Raw genomic sequence first — 17,415 nt, forward strand, 5'->3', positions numbered from 1 at the left:
GCGAAACGCTTTTCGGCAAACGCGCCCCCGCCGCCAGCGTCGCCACGCCGCCACGCCGCCGAGCTGCGGAGCTGCGGAGCTGCGGAGCTGCCGTTTTTTACAAGCACGGCGCCGCCCCACTCGCGTAATCACTCCCGGCATGCCCTCGCATCCGCACGCCCCGCACGCCGCCGGATCGACTCACGGCCGCGTTCGAAGCCGTGCAGGCACGTCCCTTGCGACATCAACGCGCCCGCCGCCCCGGCGGAAGGCAATCCTTCCTCAACCGGCGCTGCACACCGCACGACGCTCTTCGTGCGGCGGCGCTGCATCGCAAGCAGATTCCCTGAACGAGAGGACGACAATGAAATCCATTCGAACGATAGTGGCCCTGTGCTCGGTCATTTCCGTACTCACGGCATGTGGCGGCGGCGACGACGTCGGCACCGAACTCGGCATCTCGAAACCGCAGGCGCGCTTCATCAACGCGGTGCCGGCCGGTCCGAATCTCGACTACTACCTGAATGCGAAGGTGGATGCGTCGGGCATCGCCTACAAGGGCGTGACGCGCTATCACGACGTCGACTCGGGCGCGCAGACCGCCAGCTACGACGTATCGGGAACGACCACGACCGTCGCGTCGCAGTCGTTCAGCGCGGCGAACGGGCACCACTACACGACCATTGCGTTGCCGAGCACGTCGTCGGCGATCTCGGTGATCGACGATCCGTTCGACAAGAAGCTGCTGTCCGACAAGGCGCGCGTGCGTAGTTTCAATGCGTCGCCGAATGCACAGAACGTCGACGTCTACGTGGTCCCTCCGGGCACCGACATCACGGCACAAAGCCCGACGCTGGCCGGTGCGGCCTACCAGAACGCGGTGCCGGCATCCGGTCAGGATTCCGTGTATCTGAACGGCGGCACCTACCAGGTGATCGTCACGACGGCCGGCAGCAAGACGCCGATCCTGAAGACCGCGCCGGTCGCCCTCAACAACAACGCCGACTGGCTGCTGTTGACGATTCCAGCCGGCGGCATCAGCGACGTGGTACCCAACGACGTTCACGTGCTCGTCGCGCAAGGCAACGATGCGGACACGTCCGCGCAGGAACTCGGCCCGCAGTAAGGGCTTGCAGTAGGGGCTCGCGGCGGACCGCCTCTTGGCGGTCCGCCGAAGCAACGATCGCGACGTCAGCCGATCCGCTCGAAGCGGATCACGTGTTCGGCCCGCGCGCTGCCGCCATGCTCGACCTCGACGTCGACATCACCGACATACCGGACGCGCCAGCCCGGCCGCGTCGCGATCAGCGGCACATTGCCGCCCGGCCGGCTCTCGATGCCGCCGAGCCCTTCGTCGGGCGTAATGACAGCGTCGTCGAGCGACGCATTCGAGTAAATCACGTTGTCGTGCCACTCGGTCGCGCCGGTGCGGGCCTCCATGCCCTTGCCGTCCACGTCGACCGTGTTGTCGGTCATCGCCATGTTCGCGTTGTCGAGCGTGACGATCCGGCCGGCGGCACGACGCACGGGGTCGCCACTGTCGACCGCGTGCGCGTCGACGTCGATCGGCGGCAGGCCGGTCGGCATTTTCGCCGCGATCGTCTCCGGCGTCAGCGGCCGCTTCGCGACCTCGGCAGCCTGGGTCGCCGCATCGGGCATGTCGCCGGCCGCCGGCGTCTTCACCGGGCTTTTCTCGATCTGTTCGCGCTGCTGTTTCGGGGTTGAGTTCGATTCCGCGTTCTGCATTGCACCTCCTGTTCCGGACGGCGTGCGACGGCGAAATACGGCCGGCGCCGGTCCGGGAATCGCTACAACGGTCCTTGCAAATCTTTCACGCGCAGGGCATCGCACGCGTGCGCCTTGCGACGCACGTGCCGTGTCGGCACGTCACCGCGGCAGTACCGGGCGACGCCCGCTGCCGCGTGTCAGCCGCCGCTCGCGCCTGCCGGCGCGGATGCCGCACCCGGCATGCTCGCCGCGCCGCTGTCCGCCCCGCTGCCGGCCGCGGGGCTGCTCGCCATGCCCGACGGCGCGGTGGACGGCGCCGGCGCCATGCCGCCCGTGGCGCTCGAACTCGCACCAGTGCCGGTGTCGGTCTCACTCTTCTTCTGACAGCCTGCAGCTGCCGCCAGGCCGGCGATCAGGATGCCGGCGAACACGGCTCGCGATACGTAACGAATGGAATATCGCTGCATGACACCTCCGCTGATGTCGATGAATGGAAGCCCGGGGCGCGCAATTCACGTGCCGCGCGCCGACGCCGACATTCGTCGCGCCCCATTCATTTTCCAAATGACGCCCAGCCGAATATTTAATTTCCCATCGCCGCGGCGCCAACCCATACTCGCGAACACATCCGAGACATAACGTCCACGGTGGCCGGGCCCGCGCTGCGCGCACACGCTGCCGGTTCGCGCCCCGCACATGGAAGGAGACAAGGCGTGCAACTGGAAGCCATCCACCGGCCCGGCATCGTGCTCGGCGCGGACGACGCCGCGTCCGAAGCGGATCGTCGGCTGGCCGGGCACCTTCGTCAAATGACGGGCCGCGGGAACGCGTAGCGACATGCGGGACGCACCGGAGCCGAACGGCCTGCCCCTCGACGCGTCCGACGCCACGGGCGCGCTCGACGTACTGGACGCGCGGCTGATGCGCATTCTGCTCGTGCTGCTCACCGAGCGCACCGTGTCGCGCGCGGCCGTGCGGCTGAACATGTCGCAGCCGGCGACGAGCGCCGCGCTCAAGCGCCTGCGCACGCTGCTCGGCGATCCGCTGCTGGTGCGCAGCCGCTACGGCATGGTGCCGACCGAGTTCGGCTCGCGGCTGATCGACCCGCTGCGCAATGCGCTGCGCGTGATCGACTTCATCCGCATCCAGCAGCCGACCTTCGACGCGCGCACCTCCGTGCGCACCTACCGGATCGGCTGCCCCGATTACCTGAACGTGCTGTTCGTGCCGAAGCTCGTCGCGCTGTTCCGCGAACGCGCGCCGAACGCGCAGCTCGTGTTCCATCCGCTCGGCGACGGCTACGACGACGAACGTGCGCTCGCCGACGGCGAGCTCGACGTCGTGATCGACAATCGCCCTGCCCGTTCGTCGCGGTTCCGGCAGGACGACCTGTTCGACGACCGCGTCGTGTGCCTGATGCGCGCGACGCATCCGCTCGCGCGGCGCGGCACGATGACGGCCGCGGAATTCGCGCAGGCGGCGCAGCTGTGCCCGACGCCGTCGTGGCTCGAAGCGTCCGGCGCGATCGACCTGCAGCTCGAACGCGTCGGCCTGCAGCGGCGGATCGTCGTCACGCTCCCTCATTTCGAACTCGCCGCGCATGCGCTCGTGCGCTCCGACCTGATCCTGACCACCACCTATCGGCTCGCGCGCCACTACGCGAAGTTGCTGCCGCTCGGCGCGGTCGCGCTACCGGCCGCGCCGCCCGACATCGTGTACCGGATGACGTGGAACGAGTCGGGGCCGTGCATCGACGGCGTGCGCTGGCTGCGCACGCTGATCGCCGAAGCGACGCGCAGCTGGCTCGACGCGGAGGCAGCACTGCCGGACGTCACGGCGGTTGCCGCGAACGCGGACGCGCGAACGGCTGTGCCGGTCGCCGACGACCCGCCCGAACCCGCGCGACGCCCCCGCCGCCGGCAGGCGACGCATTGCGGCACCTCGCAGCGGCCACGCCCCGCGCGCGCGACGCGCATCCATCGCATCGTGACTAAGTCGCACTGAGTCCCGCTGAATCGCGCGCGCCACGCCAGCGACACCGGAACCCCGCCGCGATCAGCCCGAACACTGGCAATAGAATCTCGATCGTCGATGACATCTTGCGCACGCCGCGCGGAACCGGAACGCGCTTAACGGCTCCGTGCAGTCGCACGCAATGGGCGCCGCACGCACCGCCACACGCATCACGCGTCGCGAATCGGTTGCGCAAGCAACTTGTATGCAACAACGGCGGCAGCAAGCGCGAGCACGCCGCTCGCCGTCAGCGCGGTGGCGAATCCGCTCGCGAAGGCCGCAGGCGCCGCTTCCGCGAGCGTGCGCGCGGCCGACGGCGGCACGTGCGCGAGCGCCTGCGCGAGATCGCCGGCCAGCAGGCTCGACATGAACGGCGCATCGACGAATGCCCGCACGCCCGGCGCGGCGGACAGCAGCCGGTCGAGTTGCGCGTGCGTACTGGCGGCCAGCACCGCGCCGAGCACGCCGACGGCCGTCACGATCGCCGAGAAGCGGGTGGTCGTGCTGATGCCCGACGCCATCCCGGTGCGGTTCGGCGGCACGCACGCCATGATCGCCTTCTGCGTGTCACCGTTCATGATGCCGGCGCCGCAGCCCGTCACGAACATGCCGAGCGCGACGAGCCGATAGTCGCCGCCGGCCGTCAGCGCGGCGGTCGCGAGATTGCCCGCGCCGATCAGTGCGAGCCCGCCCGCCAGCACGCCGCCAGGCGACACGCGCGCGGCGAGCATGCCGCCGAGCGACGGCCCGCCGATCATCGCGACCGCGAACGGCAGCATCCCGAGCCCCGCGTCGATCGCCGACATCCCGAACGCGTTCTGCAGGTACAGCGGCAGAAACGTCATCATCACCTGCGCACACGCCGCATAGCCGAACATCGCAAGCACGGCGCCGACGAAGCGCGGCTGGCGGAACAGCGCGAGATCAATCATCGGCCGCGCCTGCCAGCGCTCCGCGCCGATGAACGCGGCCAGCAGCGCGGCGGCGAGCGCGAACTGGCCGAGTGTCGCGCCCGACAGCCAGCCGTGTGACGGCGCAGCGATCAGCGCCGCGATCGCGCACGCGAGCGCCGCGCCGAACAGCAGGCTGCCGGCGGCGTCCACCCGTTTCGCGTGCGGATCGCGCGACTCGTCGATCGCGACGCGTGCGCCGGCCGCGAGCAGCGCACACACCGGCAGGTTCAGCAGGAACACCCAGCGCCAGCCGATCCACTGCGTGATCGCGCCGCCGACGAGCGGCGCGATGGCCGTGGCGATCCCCATGCACATCCCCCAGATCGCCCACGCGCGGGCCCGTTCGCGCCCGTCCGGAAAGCGGTTCGCGATCACCGCGAGCGCGGCCGTCAGCAGCAGCGCGGCCCCGCCGCCCTTCACCGCGCGCGCGGCGATCAGCCAGCCGGCCGACGGCGCGAGTCCGCAACCGAGCGACGCGAGCGAAAAGAGCGCGAGCCCCGCGCCGAGCATGCGCTTGCGCCCGAAGCGGTCCGCGAGCCCGCCGGCCGGCAGCAGGCAGGCGGCGAACGCGGTCATGTAGGCGCTCACGACCCATTCGATGTCGGCGAAGCTCGCGTGGAAGCCGCGCGCGATGCTCGGCAGCGACACGGCGACGACGTTCGTGTCGAGCACGATCAGCGAGCACGTCGCCGACGCGACCGCGAGCGTCGCGGTGGCCGGCAGGCGGGGGATCGCGGGCGCGGCGGCGCGCGGGACGGGGGAAGGCTGGGACATCGACAGCTCCGGAGCAAGAGGAACGAGCCGTATGCTAGGCTGGGCCCGTATTGCCTGTCATTGATATGTCCGTGCAGTTTTATTGACGAAAATTGCAATCATGAATCCGCTCGAATTCCGTCACGTGCGCGCGTTCCTGAGCGTCGCGCAGCATCTGCATTTCGCTCGCGCGGCCGACGCGCTCGACATGGCGCCGCCCGCGCTCACGCGGCAGATCCAGGAGGCCGAGCGGCTGCTCGGTGTGCGGTTGCTCCAGCGGTCGCGTCGCGCAGTCACGCTGACTGCGGCAGGCGTTGCGTTTCTCGCCGAGGCGCGCGCCGCGTTCGAGCATCTGCAGCGCGGCCGCGAACTCGCGATGCTGGCCGAGCGCGGCGAACTCGGCCGTATCGAAATCGGCTATGTGTCATCGGCCGTCTATTCGGGCGCGCTGCAGCGCACGGTCGGCGCGTTTCGCGCGGCGCATCCGCGCATCGAACTGAACCTGCGGGAAGTGCCGATGGACGAAGTCGCGAAGCAGCTCGACGCGGGCCGGCTCGACCTCGCATACGTGCGCCCGCCGTTGCCGCTACCGGGCGGGCTGCGGATCGTCACGCTGCAGCGCGACGTGTTCGTCGCGGCCGTACCGGCCGATTCGCGCTACGCGTCGATGACCGCCGTGCGCGCCGCCGATCTCGCCGACGCACGCTTCGCGGTGCCCGAGCAGGAGCGCGGCACGCTCGAAGTCGCACGCCGCGGCCGCTTCGCGCCCGTGATCGCCGCGCGGCCGGGCGGCTTGCTCGCGGTGCTCGCGTGCGTGTCGGTCAACGGCTGGGTCGCCGTGATTCCGGACGCGCTCGCCGGCTGCGTGTCGTTGCCGGGCGTCGTGTACCGGCCAATCGCGGGCAAGCCGATCACGTCCGAACTCGCGCTCGCGCACCGGCGCTTCGAGAAGGCGCCCGCGGTACGCGCGTTCCTGCGCACCGTCCCTGCGGCAGGCTAGCGCCTGATCTTCCCCGGCCGCCATTCCCCGCTCGCACGAATAAGCATTGCGCGATTCGATGTTTGCCGGCGCGAAACCGATTCCGTAATCTGCCCGGCAGCCGCGCGGCCCGCGCGCGGATCACCGAGGACTCGCCGCCGATGACTTCGCCCTCCGCCCCTGCCCGCCGCCGCGCGTTGCTGCGTGTGGCCGCCCTGGCCGCCGCACCGCTTGCGGGCGCCGCCGCACTGCCCGCCCGCGCGGCCGGCCCCGACCTGTCGAACGTCACGCTGGTGCTCGGCGATCAGGCCGGCGGCCTGCGCGCGCTGGCCGAGGCCGCACGCGTGCTCGACGGCGTGCCGTACCGGTTTCGCTGGGCGAATTTCCAGGGCGCCGCGCCGCTGTTCGAAGCGCAGCGCGCGGGCGCGATCGATCTCGCGCCGGCCGGCGACCTGCCCGTGCTGACGGCCGCGCTCGGCGATCCGGCGCTGCGGATCGTCGCGACGCGCGTGGGCTCGCCGGCGTCGCTCGGCATCGTCGTGCAGTCCGATTCGCCGGTGCGCACGGTCGCCGACCTGAAGGGGCGCACCGTCGTCGTGTCGTCGGCGCGCGGCAGCATCTCGCAATACCAGCTGTACGGCGCGCTGCGCGAACACGGCCTCGCACCGGGCGACGTCGACGTGCGCTTCGTGCTGCCGGTCGACGCATTCGCCGCGTTCGAGGCGAAGCAGATCGGCATCTGGGCGACCTTCGATCCTTATTACGGCAACGTGGTGCGGCGCGGCGCGCGCATCGTGCGCGACGGCAGCGGGATCAATTCGGGGCTTGCGTTCCTCACGTCGCCGGTCGACACGCTCGACGATCGATCGAAGCGCGCGGCGCTATCGGACGTGCTCGCGCGGCTCACCCGTGCCGGCCAGTGGGCGCTCGCGCATCCGGCCGACTACGCGACCGTCTATGCGTCGCTCACGCGCCTGCCGCGCGATGCGGCCACCGATATCGCCCGCCGGGCGGCGCTCGCGCAACGCGGCGTCACCGGCGCGGACATCGACGTGCTGCAACGCGTCGCCGATCGCGCGGCCGCGGACGCGATCCTGCCGAAGCGCGTCGACGTCGCATCGATCGCGGTGCGCAACCTGTCGGCCGCGTAACCGGTTGCGCGCACACTCAGCGCGGCGTCGACATGTCGAGATCGGGCACGTCGTCGCCGAACGTCGACGCGACCAGCGTGCGCATCGCGGCGACCAGCAGCGTCGGCCCCGACTGATTGAACGTGCAGCGCTCGCCCGCCGCCGGCACCGCCCGATGCAGCACCGCGCGCCACGCGCCGTGCCCGCCGTCGCGTTCGAATGCGCCGAACGGCAAACGCTCGACGAGCGGGCCGCCGTCCGCCCATGAAGCCGACGGCGCGTACGGCACCGGCGCGCCGCCCGGCTCGCGAATGACCGTGCAGCCCCCGGCGTCGACGCGCGGTGCGCCGAGGTCTTCCGCCATCGCCACCCAGAAATCGAGCGGCGCACCTGTCAGATCGTGAACTTGCACCGCGCGCTCCTTCGGCATTGAAAACGCCATCCTAGCGCCGTCGCGCGGCCCGACGCCAGGCGCCGACCGGTGTTTTCCCGACAGGCCGTTCGCAACGACCTGCAAATCCGCCGATACGTGTTACGAATCGGCGATTACCTGCATACAATGGACACAACACCTACGTCCGGTCCGCGGTGGACAAGCAGGCCGGAACCGACTTCGCGCCGAACCGGGCCACGCCCGCTCGGCACACAACAACCGGAACTACACGGTGCAGCGCAGGCCGGACCTCTCGGGAGCCCGCAGCATGTCCACGCAAGCCAGGAAGCCGCTGATATCGCTCGTCGTGCCGTTTCATGACGAAGAGGAAACGATCGACGCGTTCTTTGCCGAAACGCTGCCCATTCTCGAGTCGGTCGCCGCGATCCGCTTCGAGGTCATCTGCATCAACGACGGCAGCCGCGATCGCACGCTCGACCGGCTGCTCGCGGTCGCCGCCGGCGACGCGCGCGTGCACGTCGTGGATCTCACGCGCCGCTTCGGCAAGGAAGCGGCGCTCACCGCGGGCCTCGACGAGGCGGCTGGCGCCGCGGTGATCCTGATCGACGCCGACCTGCAGGACCCTCCCGCGCTGATTCCCGCGATGATCGAACACTGGCGCGGCGGCGCCGAGGTCGTCGCCGCGAAACGCACCGACCGGATGTGCGATCCCTACATGCAGCGCGCGGCGGCGGCGCTCTACTATCGCGTGCACAACGCGCTATCCGAGGTGGAAATGCCGGAAAACGTCGGCGATTTCCGCCTGATGGATCGCGAGGTCGTCGATGCACTGCGCGCGTTGCCGGAGCGGCGACGGTTCATGAAGGGGCTGTTCGCGTGGGTCGGCTTTCGCACCACGATCGTCGAATACACGCGGGCGCCGCGCAGCGGTGGCCGCTCGAAGTTCTCCGGATGGCGGCGCTGGAATTTCGCGCTGGAGGGCATCACGAGCTTCAGCACGGTGCCGCTGCGCGTGTGGACCTACGTCGGCCTCACGTTCGCGATGCTGTCGCTCGTGTACGGCGCGTTCATCGTCGTACGCACGCTGTTGTTCGGCAATCCGGTGCACGGCTACCCGTCGCTGATTTCAGTCGTGCTGTTCGTCGGCGGCATCCAGCTGATCGGCATCGGCGTGATCGGCGAATACCTCGGCCGGATCTATCACGAGTCCAAGCAGCGTCCCGTCTATCTCGTCAGGCGGCGCTACCGGGCCGAGCGGGATGCCGCCGCGCAGCCCGCATCGAAGCTGCTGCAGTTCCCGCTCAAGCGCACGCACGCGGCCCGCCGCCGGACGACGATACCGGCAGCCGCCGGCCTCGCCGCCCGCAAGACGTCGTTCAAGTAAGCCGGGCCGCCGCAATTGGACATTTCCAGCCAATCGATGCGCTCGGCGCAGCGCCCGGTCGGCGCGTGGCTCACCCCGCGGCGCCTCGTCCTGTACAGCGCGCTGATGCTGGTGTTCTACGCGCTGTTCATCGCGATCTGGACGACCGTCGTTCGCCACACGCATGGCGACGCCGGGTCGCGCCCCGGCGCCGACTTCTCGGTGTTCTGGGCCGCCTCGTACGTGATGCTGCACGGCTCGCCAGCGCAGGCGTACGATTTCTCGTCATTCTCGCGGCTGACGGCCGAGCTGTTCACACACTTTCGTCGTGACAGCTTCGCGCCGTGGCTGTACCCGCCCACCTATCTGCTGCTCGTGACGCCGCTGGCGCTGCTGCCCTTTGCGCTCGGGTATCCGCTGTTCGTCGCGTTCGGCGTGCTCGTGCTCGGCCTCGCGGCGGCGCGCGTATCCGGCCTCGGCACGATGGCCGGTGCATGGCGCGGCGGTACGCTCGCACTGGCCGCCGCACCCTGCGTGTTCGTCACCGCGACGCTCGGGCAGAACGCGTTCCTGACCGCATCCTGCGCGGCGCTGGCCGTCCATTGGGCCGCTCGGCGGCCGATGTGGGCCGGCCTCTGCATCGGCCTGCTGTCGGTCAAGCCGCAGATGGCGTTGCTGTTCCCGTTCGTGCTGGTCGCGGCGCGCGCGTGGCGCACGATCGCATGGGCCGCGCTCGCCACGGGAGCGTTCGTCGCGCTGAGCGTCCTGGTCTGCGGGGTCGAGTCGCTGCGTCTGTTCGTCGCCAGCACCGGGCTCGCACGCTCGATCGTCCTCGAACACGGTGTCGTGTTCTGGCTGGCGTCGCCGACGCCGTTCGCGACGCTCCGCCTGGCGGGCGTGCCGCTCGGCGCCGCCTATGCCGCCCATGCGTGTATCGCCGCGATCGCGATCGCGGCCGCCTGCATCGCGTGGGCGCAGTCACGCGATACCCGCGTGCGCGCGGCCGTGCTGACGGTCGCGACGCTTGCGGCCAACCCGTACGTGTGGCACTACGAACTCGCGTGGCTCGCCGTCGCGATCGCGTGCATGCTGGCGATCGGCTGGCGCGACGGCTGGCTGCGTGGCGAGCAGACCGCGATCGCGCTGATGTGGGCGCTGCCCATCGTCGAATACCTGAACCCGTGGCTGCAGTGGCCGCAGATCGGCCCGGCCGTGACCCTCTTCGCGCTGCTCGTGCTGCTGCGGCGCGCGCGGCACGACGCTCACAACGCGAGCCGCGGCGGCACGTATACGCCGTAGTACGGCCCGACGCCCGTCGCGACGCCCGTCAGCTTCACGCCGGCGACGAAGTGGCCCTGGATGTACTTGTACGTGCCGCCGAGCGACACGTCGATGTGGAACGCGGCGAACGCGACGATCGGCACGGTGGTGCTGCTCGAGGTCTGCGTGACGACCGGCAGCACGACCGTCGCACCGATCGGCACCGACGTGTAGAGCGTCGCCTTCACGCCGGTGGCGAGATTGATGCTGTCGCCGATATTGAGCGTCGTCGGGTTGCCGGTCACCATCAGGCCGCTCATTGTCGTGGTGTCGGTCGCGGTCGACTGGAACGACGTCCACTGACCGCCCATGCACAGCGCGCCATAGGTCTGGCCGTTGGTGATCGAGAACTCGAACGGCTGGCCCGTCAGCGGATTGATCAGCGGCTGGTTGGTCACCGCGTTCCAGTACTGGTTGTACACGCACTGGTCGATCGCGATCGGAAAGAGGCCGCCCGCCGCCACCCCGCCGGGCGCGGCGAGCACCGCGATCGCGGTTGCGCTGCCGGATGTGCCGGGAATGCCCAGCAGCCCGCCGAGCAGCAATGGAATCGAGCCGCCATTGACACCCGGCGCGCGCGATACCGTGACCTGCACCGCCGGCACGTCGTACGCGCCAGGCGTGATGGTGGTCGGCTGCATCGACGCCGGGTTGCGCGTCACGTTCCAGTACCCGGTCGTCACCGAGCCCGTCGACAGTGCCGCGCCCGCCGCCGAATTCTGCGCGATCACGCCGTTCGCCGCCGGCGCGGCCTGCGACCAGTTCAGCGGGCCGCCGGTCGGCGACATCATCGCATCGGCCGCCGCGAGCGCGGCCGCGTCGGCGGCGTTCTGAAGCTGGTTGCGCACGGTGGCGACCCATGCGATGTCGATCGCCAGCGCGCCGAACGACAGCAGCGGAATCAGGAACATCACGAAGAACAGCGCGACGGAGCCCCGCTCGGACGCGGGGCCTGTGCATCGCGTGCCGGCGGCGTCATTCATAGAGCATCACCGAGCTGGCCGAGATCGTCAACGGGCCGGTCAGCACGCTCAATGCCGTACCCAGCACCAGCCCGGAATACGTGTAGGTCACCGTCACCGTCAGCGCGGTGCCCGCGGTCGTGCCGTTCGCCTGCGTCACGGTCACGGTCGGGGTCGTCGCGGTGCCGCCGGTGATCAGGCTGTTCTGCGTGTAGCTCAACGCGACGTTGGCGATCTGCGTCGTGGTCAGCATCGGCACGCGCAGCACGACACCGGCCCGCGCGGCTTCGCGGCTCGCGTTCGTGATGACGGCCTTGTCGCACAGCAGCAGGCTCACGTCGATGATGCCGATCAGCACCATCAACAGGAACGGCAGCATCAATGCGAACTCGAGGGATACGACGCCGCGCGCGTGGCGGGCGCCCGTCGCCCCGCGTGTCATTTTGCGGCCCCCGCGGCACTCGGCACGACGCGCGGCTCGAGCGCGGCGCCCGTCAACGGCCGCGCGGCGGCGGTAGCCGGACGCGCTGCAAGCTGCGCGCGCACCGCCTGGTAGAAGCGCAGGTTGTCGGCCACCGCCGACGCCGGCAGGTCGGCGGACAGCAGCTTCTTCGCCGAATCCGTGTTGCCGAGCACCCCGTACGCGAACGCGAGGTTCTGGCGCGCCTGCCACGGCGCGTCGGGCAAGCCGGCCACGTCGAGCAGCACGTTCACGCCTTCGCGCGGCCGGTTGCTCAGCACGAGCGACAGCCCGAGGTCGACGCGCAGCCCCTGCGCATCCGGATGCGCGTTGAGCGCGTCGCGATACACGGCTTGCGCGTCGGCATGGCGTCCCTGCAGGTCGAGCACCGTGCCGAGCCCTTGCGCCGCGAGCGGCAGGTTCGGCTGCGCGGCCAGCAGTTCACGGTAGCGCTGTGCGGCCTCGTCGAGCCGGCGCTGCCGCAACGCGACGCGCGCCAGCCCGAGCTGCGGCCCGAGATCCGCCGGCGCCTGTTGCCGTGCCTGCTCATAGAGAATCCGCGCGCGCTCCAGATCGCCGGCCCGGTAGTTGACGTCACCGAGCCCCAGCTGCGCCGCGAGCGAATCGGGATGCCGCGCGAGCACCTTTCCGTACAGCGTCGACGCGAGCTCGATGTTGCCGCCGGCCAGCGCGCTGTCGGCAATGCGCAATTCGGCCTGCGGATCGTCGCTCTTGTGCGACAGCGCCGGTCTCGTCTGGATGCCCGGCGCGCAGCCGCCGGCCAGCACCGGCAGCACGATCGCGAACGCAAGCGCGCGGATGACAGTTCGTGTCATTTGAATACCTCGATCAGGCGGATCGCCGCCGGGCCCGCCGCGATCAGGCCGACCGTCGGCAGGATGAACAGCATCATCGGCACCGTGATCTTCGGCGCGAGCTTCGCGGCCTTTTCCTCGAGCGCGACGACCTGCTCGGTGCGCTCGCTGCGCGACAGCGTGCGCAGCGCCTGCGTGATCGGCGTGCCGAATCGCTGCGATTGCGTGAGCGTCGTGGCAAGCGAGCGGGCCGACGAAAAATTGACGCGCAGCGCGAAATGCGCGAGCGCCTCGGAAACATTCCCGCTCAGCGTCAGCTCGTCCGCGCACACCGTCAGCTCGTCGGCGAGCGGCGGGCAAATGCGCTCGAGTTCGCGGGCGACGCGCCGCACGCCCGAGCCGAGACTGTTGCCGGCCATCGTGCAGATCACGAGCAGGTCGAGCGCATCCGGAAAGCACGCGGCGATGATGCGCCGGCGCCGCCGGATCATCGCGCCGAGCACGTACTCGGGCACGATCACGCCGATCACGAACGCGCCGACCATCGCCACCGCACGGATCACGAAGAATTCGCCGAGACGCGGAATGTACGGGCTGAACACGATCGCGAAGCCCGCGAACAGCACGCCGCAGCTCAGCTTGATGCCGATCATCGACGACACCGCGCGGCGCTCGCGAAAGCCGGCGCGCGTGAGCTGCAGCCCGAGCTTCACGCGCTGCATCGGGTCGAGCACGGGCAGCCGCTCGCCGAGCTGCGCGAGCCGCCGCGTCAGGTCCTGACGCACCTCGCCCGGCTGCAGCCGCCCCGCCGCCAGCGACAGCGAGCGCTGTCCGGCCGCCTGCTGCACGCGCGCGGCGATGCGCCGGCGCGTGCCGCCGCCGGGCGTCGCGAGCGCCGCGGCGACGCACGCGATCAACAACAGCAGTTCAAGGCCGCGGGCGGCCAGCATCGACATCGTCATCGCGCGGTATCCAGTTTCGAGATCTTGTTGATCGTCAGCAGCCCGATCGTCAGCAGCACGGCGGCGATCGTCAGCATCACGTGTCCGGCATGCGTGTCGAACAGCAGCATCACGTACGAGCGGTTCACGAGGAACAGCGCGCCGATCATCACGAACGGCACGGCCGAAATGATCTTCGTCGTGATCCGCCCTTCGGCGGTCAACGCGCGCGTCTTCAGGCGGATGTCGCGGCGCGTGCGGATGATGCTCGACAACTCGTCGAGCGTTTCGCCGAGGCTGCCGCCGGTCTCGCGCTGCAGCAGCAGGTAGACGGTGAAGAACGAGAAGTCCGCGATCATCAGCCGGTCCGACGCCTGCGTCAGCACGTCCTTCAGATCCGCGCCCACGCGCAGGCTGTCGCCCATCGTGCGGAAGGTCGAGCGCACCGGCTCCGCCGCGCTGTCGCCGACCGTGCTGATCGCCTGCGTGACCGGGATTCCCGCGCGCACCGCCCGCACGATCAGGTCGATCGCGTCCGGGAACGCTTCGAGAAAGCGCAGCCGGAAGCGCTCGACCAGCGCGCGATAGCTGGTGCGCATCGCAAGCAGCGGCAACCCGACGTAGATCAGCGGATGCAGGACGCTCGGCAGCGTGACGAGCTTCATCGCGACGATCGCCGCGATCGCGCCGACGATCGTGCTGGCGATGACGATCCGCATCCCGCGCTCGCCGCCGACCGCACGTACGCGCGTCACGTAGCGCTGCAGCCAGGCACGCACGCGGCCCTGCCGGCGCGGCAGGTTGAACAGCGCGACGCCGGGCACGGCGGCCGCACCGGCCTTGCTGCCCGCCAGCGACGGCGCGAGGCGCCGCATCCGCTCGCGAATGCGTTGCTCCGGCGCCTGTCGCGCGCGGTCGAGCAGCGCGGACAGCACGAGGCCGATCACGAGGATCACGACGAATGCACCGAGCGCGACCAGGTCTGCGGGCCTCATTGCCGGAATACCTCGGAGAGCGCGTCCTCCATGCCGTAGTACGCGGCGCGCGGGGCGAACGCGGGACGCAGCGACGACGCCTCGAACACCCCCTTCACCACATCGCGGGTCGTGTCGCTTTCCTGCCGGAACGCGAACAGGTCCTGCGTGATCACGACCTCGCCTTCCATCCCGACGATCTCGGTGATCCGGGTCACGCGGCGCACACCGTCGCGCATTCGCTCGATCTGCACGAACAGGTGCACGGCGCTCGCGATCTGGCGCCGGATCGACAGCAGCTGCAGGTTCGCGTTCGCCATCATGACCATGCTTTCGAGCCGGCTGATCGCGTCGCGCGGCGTGTTCGCATGGATCGTCGTCATCGAGCCGTCGTGGCCGGTATTCATCGCCTGCAGCACGTCGAATGCCTCCGCGCCGCGGATTTCGCCGAGGATGATGCGATCGGGCCGCATCCGCAGCGCGTTGCGCACGAGGTCGCGCTGCGAGATCCCGCCAAGCCCTTCGGTATTCTCCGGCCGCGTCTCGAGACTGACGACATGCGGCTGCAGCAGTTGCAGCTCGGCCGCATCCTCGATCGTCACGATCCGCTCGTGCTCCTCGATGTGTTGCGACAGCGCGTTCAGCAGCGTCGTCTTGCCCGAGCCGGTACCGCCCGAGATCACGATGTTCAACCGGCACGCGCAGGCAATCTTCAGCACCTGCAGCATCCCGTGCGAGATATTGCCCTGGTGCGCCATGCGCGCGAGCGTGATGTCGCGCTTCGCGAACTTGCGGATCGAGATCGACGCGCCGCGCATCGCGATCGGCGGCAGGACCACGTTCACGCGGCTGCCGTCGGCAAGCCGCGCGTCGACCATCGGGCTGCTCTCGTCGACACGGCGCCCGACCGCCGCCGCGATCCGCTGCGCGACGCTCGTCACGTGCGCGTTGTCGCGAAACTTCAGCGACGTGAGTTCGAGCCGCCCCGCGCGCTCGACGTACACCTGGTCAGGGCCGTTCACGAGGATGTCGGACACGGTGTCGTCGGCGAGCAGCGGCTCGATCGGCCCGACGCCGAACATGTCGTTCAGGATCGCGTCGACGATCAGCACCTGCTCGCCCGCCGTGATCTTCAGGCGCTCGCGCTCGACGGTGTGCGCGGCTACCTGCTCGATGCCCGTCCGCACTTCGTCGCGCGTCTTCATCAATGCCGCCGACATGTTCATCGACGAGAACACCGCGGTGCGAATCGCATCGAACTTGCCGGAGCGGATCAGCGCCTCCTGCGTGTCGGCCGCCGCCGCACCGCGCACGGGCGGCGGCGCGTGGCTCGCGATCGGCCCCGGCGCGGGCGCGTCGTCGCGCGGCGCGGCCGGGGACACTGCCGGCGTGGGCTCCGGCGTCGACCGTTTGCGAGTACCGAACGTCACGATCCTTTCCTCCACTTGACGAAGCGCGCATACCACGGCTCGGCGACGGCCATCGATTCGCCGGTGATGCCGTTCGCGAGCCGCCGGATCTCGTCCAGGAAGCCATGACGCTTCCCGCCTTCGATCGGCTCGCCGAGGTTCTCGGCGACCGCGAGCGGCTGCGGCTCGTGCGGCAGCTCGCGCAGCTTCACGCCGCCGAAGGCGTCCTCGAAATCGGTCTGCGCGACGCGCCCCTTGACCGGCTCGAGCGGATTGTTCAACACCATCGACAGCAACCGCTCGCCGGGCAGCTCCTTCACGAAGCGCGCAAGCCGCGCGGCTTCGTACGCGGCGTGCACCGAGCGGTCGGCGACGATATAGACGAGATCGGACGCCGCCAGTGCGTCCTCGAACAGTTTGCCGGCGCGGTTGCCCACGTCGAACAGCACGTAATGGAAGCGGTCCTTCAGCATGTCGACGAGTTGCACGATCGCATCGTCGCGCAGCGGCGCGTCGTCGCCGTACGCCAGTTCGGCCGACAGCACGTGCAGGCGGTCGCCCTTCGTGACGAACATGCGGTCGAACAACGCGTCGTCGGGACGCTGCTCCATGTTCAGCAATTCGATCAGCCCGTTGTTGCTCGACAGCCCGAGCATCGAGTTCGCGCCCCCGCCATGAAGGTTCAGGTCGGCGTACGCGACACGGCGGCGCTTCTCGCCCGCCAGGCAGCGCGCGAGACTCACCGCGACCGTCGTCGCGCCCACGCCGCCGCGCGCGCCGACGAAGCTGACGATCTTGCCGGTACGCGCGTGCACGATCGATTCCGTCGCGGTCAGCGCGCGCCGCATCAACTCGACGGTCAGCGGCTTCACGATGTAGTCCTGCACGCCGATGCCGAGCAGGTTGCGGAACAGCCCGACGTCGTTCTGCGTGCCGATCGCGATGACCCGCACCGACGGATCGCACATCTCGGCGAGCCGCATCAGGTCGGACACCGGCAGCACCGAATCCGACACGTCGACGATCAGCTGGCGCGGCGAGCGCTCGTGCTGCTGCAGCAGGTGGATCGCGTCGTCGCAGTTGCCGGGCTGCACGTGGGCGCGCGTGATCGACAGATCCTGCACGACGCGGCGAATCACGTCTTCGCTGCCCGCGTCCGACACGACCGCGATGAGATCCGCCGCCCCGGCGGAGGCGGCACGCTTGGCGTTCTGGCGATCGAGGACGTTCATGGGCGGCATC

18 protein-coding genes are annotated in these 17,415 nt (G+C 69.9%); 6 read left to right on the forward strand and 12 right to left on the reverse strand.

The window, feature by feature from the left end; all coding sequences use genetic code 11:
* Nucleotides 1-343 precede the first annotated feature (343 nt).
* On the forward strand, nucleotides 344-1,105 hold the full coding sequence (locus ACVK00_RS00405; protein ID WP_228909607.1) for a DUF4397 domain-containing protein: 762 nt from the start codon (nucleotides 344-346) through the stop codon (nucleotides 1,103-1,105).
* Between the two features lie 65 nt (nucleotides 1,106-1,170).
* On the opposite strand, the gene ACVK00_RS00410 is transcribed toward ACVK00_RS00405, so the two are convergent.
* The 3 genes from ACVK00_RS00410 to ACVK00_RS00420 all read right to left on the reverse strand — a co-directional run bounded on the left by ACVK00_RS00410 (nucleotide 1,171) and on the right by ACVK00_RS00420 (nucleotide 2,546).
* Nucleotides 1,171-1,725, reverse strand: a complete 555-nt coding sequence (locus tag ACVK00_RS00410; RefSeq protein ID WP_284893884.1) for a DUF3005 domain-containing protein — start codon at nucleotides 1,723-1,725, stop codon at nucleotides 1,171-1,173.
* 179 nt (nucleotides 1,726-1,904) lie between these two features.
* Entirely contained in the window at nucleotides 1,905-2,174 is a 270-nt protein-coding gene (locus ACVK00_RS00415; RefSeq protein WP_354123105.1) for a hypothetical protein, read from the reverse strand.
* A gap of 45 nt (nucleotides 2,175-2,219) precedes the next feature.
* Nucleotides 2,220-2,546 (reverse strand): hypothetical protein, encoded by a 327-nt coding sequence (locus ACVK00_RS00420; RefSeq protein WP_284893882.1) that lies wholly within the window; start codon nucleotides 2,544-2,546, stop codon nucleotides 2,220-2,222.
* Here ACVK00_RS00420 and ACVK00_RS00425 point away from each other — a divergent pair.
* Complete coding sequence (locus ACVK00_RS00425; RefSeq protein WP_284893881.1) at nucleotides 2,545-3,711, forward strand: LysR family transcriptional regulator; 1,167 nt, start codon at nucleotides 2,545-2,547, stop codon at nucleotides 3,709-3,711. The genes ACVK00_RS00420 and ACVK00_RS00425 overlap by 2 nt on opposite strands.
* A gap of 179 nt (nucleotides 3,712-3,890) precedes the next feature.
* Here ACVK00_RS00425 and ACVK00_RS00430 read toward each other — a convergent pair whose 3' ends face one another.
* The gene (locus ACVK00_RS00430; RefSeq protein ID WP_284893880.1) at nucleotides 3,891-5,447 is read right to left on the reverse strand and encodes an MFS transporter; all 1,557 of its coding nucleotides are present in this window, start codon (nucleotides 5,445-5,447) and stop codon (nucleotides 3,891-3,893) included.
* Nucleotides 5,448-5,547: 100 nt separating this feature from the next.
* Between ACVK00_RS00430 and ACVK00_RS00435 the strand changes: the two genes are divergently transcribed.
* Nucleotides 5,548-6,426: a LysR family transcriptional regulator gene (locus ACVK00_RS00435; RefSeq protein ID WP_284893879.1), complete on the forward strand. Its 879-nt coding sequence runs from the start codon at nucleotides 5,548-5,550 to the stop codon at nucleotides 6,424-6,426.
* A gap of 140 nt (nucleotides 6,427-6,566) precedes the next feature.
* Nucleotides 6,567-7,556, forward strand: a complete 990-nt coding sequence (locus tag ACVK00_RS00440; protein ID WP_284893878.1) for an ABC transporter substrate-binding protein — start codon at nucleotides 6,567-6,569, stop codon at nucleotides 7,554-7,556.
* Between the two features lie 16 nt (nucleotides 7,557-7,572).
* Here the strand turns inward: ACVK00_RS00440 and ACVK00_RS00445 are convergent, their stop codons facing one another.
* Nucleotides 7,573-7,947 (reverse strand): phage protein NinX family protein, encoded by a 375-nt coding sequence (locus tag ACVK00_RS00445; RefSeq protein ID WP_284893877.1) that lies wholly within the window; start codon nucleotides 7,945-7,947, stop codon nucleotides 7,573-7,575.
* Nucleotides 7,948-8,236: 289 nt separating this feature from the next.
* On the opposite strand from ACVK00_RS00445, the gene ACVK00_RS00450 reads away from it, so the two are divergent.
* Entirely contained in the window at nucleotides 8,237-9,313 is a 1,077-nt protein-coding gene (locus ACVK00_RS00450; RefSeq protein WP_284893876.1) for a glycosyltransferase family 2 protein, read from the forward strand.
* A gap of 15 nt (nucleotides 9,314-9,328) precedes the next feature.
* Nucleotides 9,329-10,591 carry a glycosyltransferase family 87 protein gene (locus tag ACVK00_RS00455; protein ID WP_284893875.1) on the forward strand — a complete coding sequence of 421 codons (1,263 nt, stop codon included), beginning with the start codon at nucleotides 9,329-9,331 and terminating at the stop codon, nucleotides 10,589-10,591.
* Here the strand turns inward: ACVK00_RS00455 and ACVK00_RS00460 are convergent.
* The 7 genes from ACVK00_RS00460 to ACVK00_RS00490 are packed head-to-tail and all read right to left on the reverse strand — an operon-like array spanning nucleotide 10,555 to nucleotide 17,414.
* The gene (locus tag ACVK00_RS00460) at nucleotides 10,555-11,595 is read right to left on the reverse strand and encodes a TadG family pilus assembly protein (RefSeq protein ID WP_284893874.1); all 1,041 of its coding nucleotides are present in this window, start codon (nucleotides 11,593-11,595) and stop codon (nucleotides 10,555-10,557) included. The two genes, ACVK00_RS00455 and ACVK00_RS00460, sit on opposite strands and share 37 nt — an antisense overlap.
* A complete protein-coding gene (locus ACVK00_RS00465; RefSeq protein WP_284893873.1) occupies nucleotides 11,588-12,016 on the reverse strand; it encodes a TadE/TadG family type IV pilus assembly protein in 429 nt (142 codons plus the stop codon). Before ACVK00_RS00465 ends, ACVK00_RS00460 begins: the two co-directional genes overlap by 8 nt.
* Entirely contained in the window at nucleotides 12,013-12,870 is an 858-nt protein-coding gene (locus ACVK00_RS00470) for a tetratricopeptide repeat protein (protein ID WP_284893872.1), read from the reverse strand. The genes ACVK00_RS00465 and ACVK00_RS00470 overlap by 4 nt, the downstream gene beginning before the upstream one ends.
* On the reverse strand, nucleotides 12,867-13,811 hold the full coding sequence (locus ACVK00_RS00475) for a type II secretion system F family protein (RefSeq protein ID WP_228909593.1): 945 nt from the start codon (nucleotides 13,809-13,811) through the stop codon (nucleotides 12,867-12,869). Before ACVK00_RS00475 ends, ACVK00_RS00470 begins: the two co-directional genes overlap by 4 nt.
* On the reverse strand, nucleotides 13,808-14,785 hold the full coding sequence (locus tag ACVK00_RS00480) for a type II secretion system F family protein (protein WP_228909592.1): 978 nt from the start codon (nucleotides 14,783-14,785) through the stop codon (nucleotides 13,808-13,810). The genes ACVK00_RS00475 and ACVK00_RS00480 overlap by 4 nt, the downstream gene beginning before the upstream one ends.
* On the reverse strand, nucleotides 14,782-16,194 hold the full coding sequence (locus tag ACVK00_RS00485) for a CpaF family protein (protein ID WP_284893870.1): 1,413 nt from the start codon (nucleotides 16,192-16,194) through the stop codon (nucleotides 14,782-14,784). The genes ACVK00_RS00480 and ACVK00_RS00485 overlap by 4 nt, the downstream gene beginning before the upstream one ends.
* The gene (locus tag ACVK00_RS00490) at nucleotides 16,191-17,414 is read right to left on the reverse strand and encodes an AAA family ATPase (protein WP_284893869.1); all 1,224 of its coding nucleotides are present in this window, start codon (nucleotides 17,412-17,414) and stop codon (nucleotides 16,191-16,193) included. The genes ACVK00_RS00485 and ACVK00_RS00490 overlap by 4 nt, the downstream gene beginning before the upstream one ends.
* Between the last annotated feature and the right edge of the window lies 1 nt (nucleotide 17,415).

This window comes from Burkholderia sp. PvR073 (assembly GCF_054055695.1).

Bases quoted from the DNA above. Each gene is read 5' to 3' on its own strand.
- ACVK00_RS00430 (WP_284893880.1), bottom strand. From the start codon at position 5,447: ATGTCCCAGCCTTCCCCCGTCCCGCGCGCCGCCGCGCCCGCGATCCCC.
- ACVK00_RS00435 (WP_284893879.1), top strand. From the start codon at position 5,548: ATGAATCCGCTCGAATTCCGTCACGTGCGCGCGTTCCTGAGCGTCGCG.
- ACVK00_RS00440 (WP_284893878.1), top strand. From the start codon at position 6,567: ATGACTTCGCCCTCCGCCCCTGCCCGCCGCCGCGCGTTGCTGCGTGTG.
- ACVK00_RS00490 (WP_284893869.1), bottom strand. From the start codon at position 17,414: ATGCCGCCCATGAACGTCCTCGATCGCCAGAACGCCAAGCGTGCCGCC.
- ACVK00_RS00425 (WP_284893881.1), top strand. From the start codon at position 2,545: ATGCGGGACGCACCGGAGCCGAACGGCCTGCCCCTCGACGCGTCCGAC.
- ACVK00_RS00405 (WP_228909607.1), top strand. From the start codon at position 344: ATGAAATCCATTCGAACGATAGTGGCCCTGTGCTCGGTCATTTCCGTA.
- ACVK00_RS00420 (WP_284893882.1), bottom strand. From the start codon at position 2,546: ATGTCGCTACGCGTTCCCGCGGCCCGTCATTTGACGAAGGTGCCCGGC.
- ACVK00_RS00410 (WP_284893884.1), bottom strand. From the start codon at position 1,725: ATGCAGAACGCGGAATCGAACTCAACCCCGAAACAGCAGCGCGAACAG.
- ACVK00_RS00475 (WP_228909593.1), bottom strand. From the start codon at position 13,811: ATGACGATGTCGATGCTGGCCGCCCGCGGCCTTGAACTGCTGTTGTTG.
- ACVK00_RS00460 (WP_284893874.1), bottom strand. From the start codon at position 11,595: ATGAATGACGCCGCCGGCACGCGATGCACAGGCCCCGCGTCCGAGCGG.
- ACVK00_RS00465 (WP_284893873.1), bottom strand. From the start codon at position 12,016: ATGACACGCGGGGCGACGGGCGCCCGCCACGCGCGCGGCGTCGTATCC.
- ACVK00_RS00470 (WP_284893872.1), bottom strand. From the start codon at position 12,870: ATGACACGAACTGTCATCCGCGCGCTTGCGTTCGCGATCGTGCTGCCG.
- ACVK00_RS00480 (WP_228909592.1), bottom strand. From the start codon at position 14,785: ATGAGGCCCGCAGACCTGGTCGCGCTCGGTGCATTCGTCGTGATCCTC.
- ACVK00_RS00415 (WP_354123105.1), bottom strand. From the start codon at position 2,174: ATGCAGCGATATTCCATTCGTTACGTATCGCGAGCCGTGTTCGCCGGC.
- ACVK00_RS00450 (WP_284893876.1), top strand. From the start codon at position 8,237: ATGTCCACGCAAGCCAGGAAGCCGCTGATATCGCTCGTCGTGCCGTTT.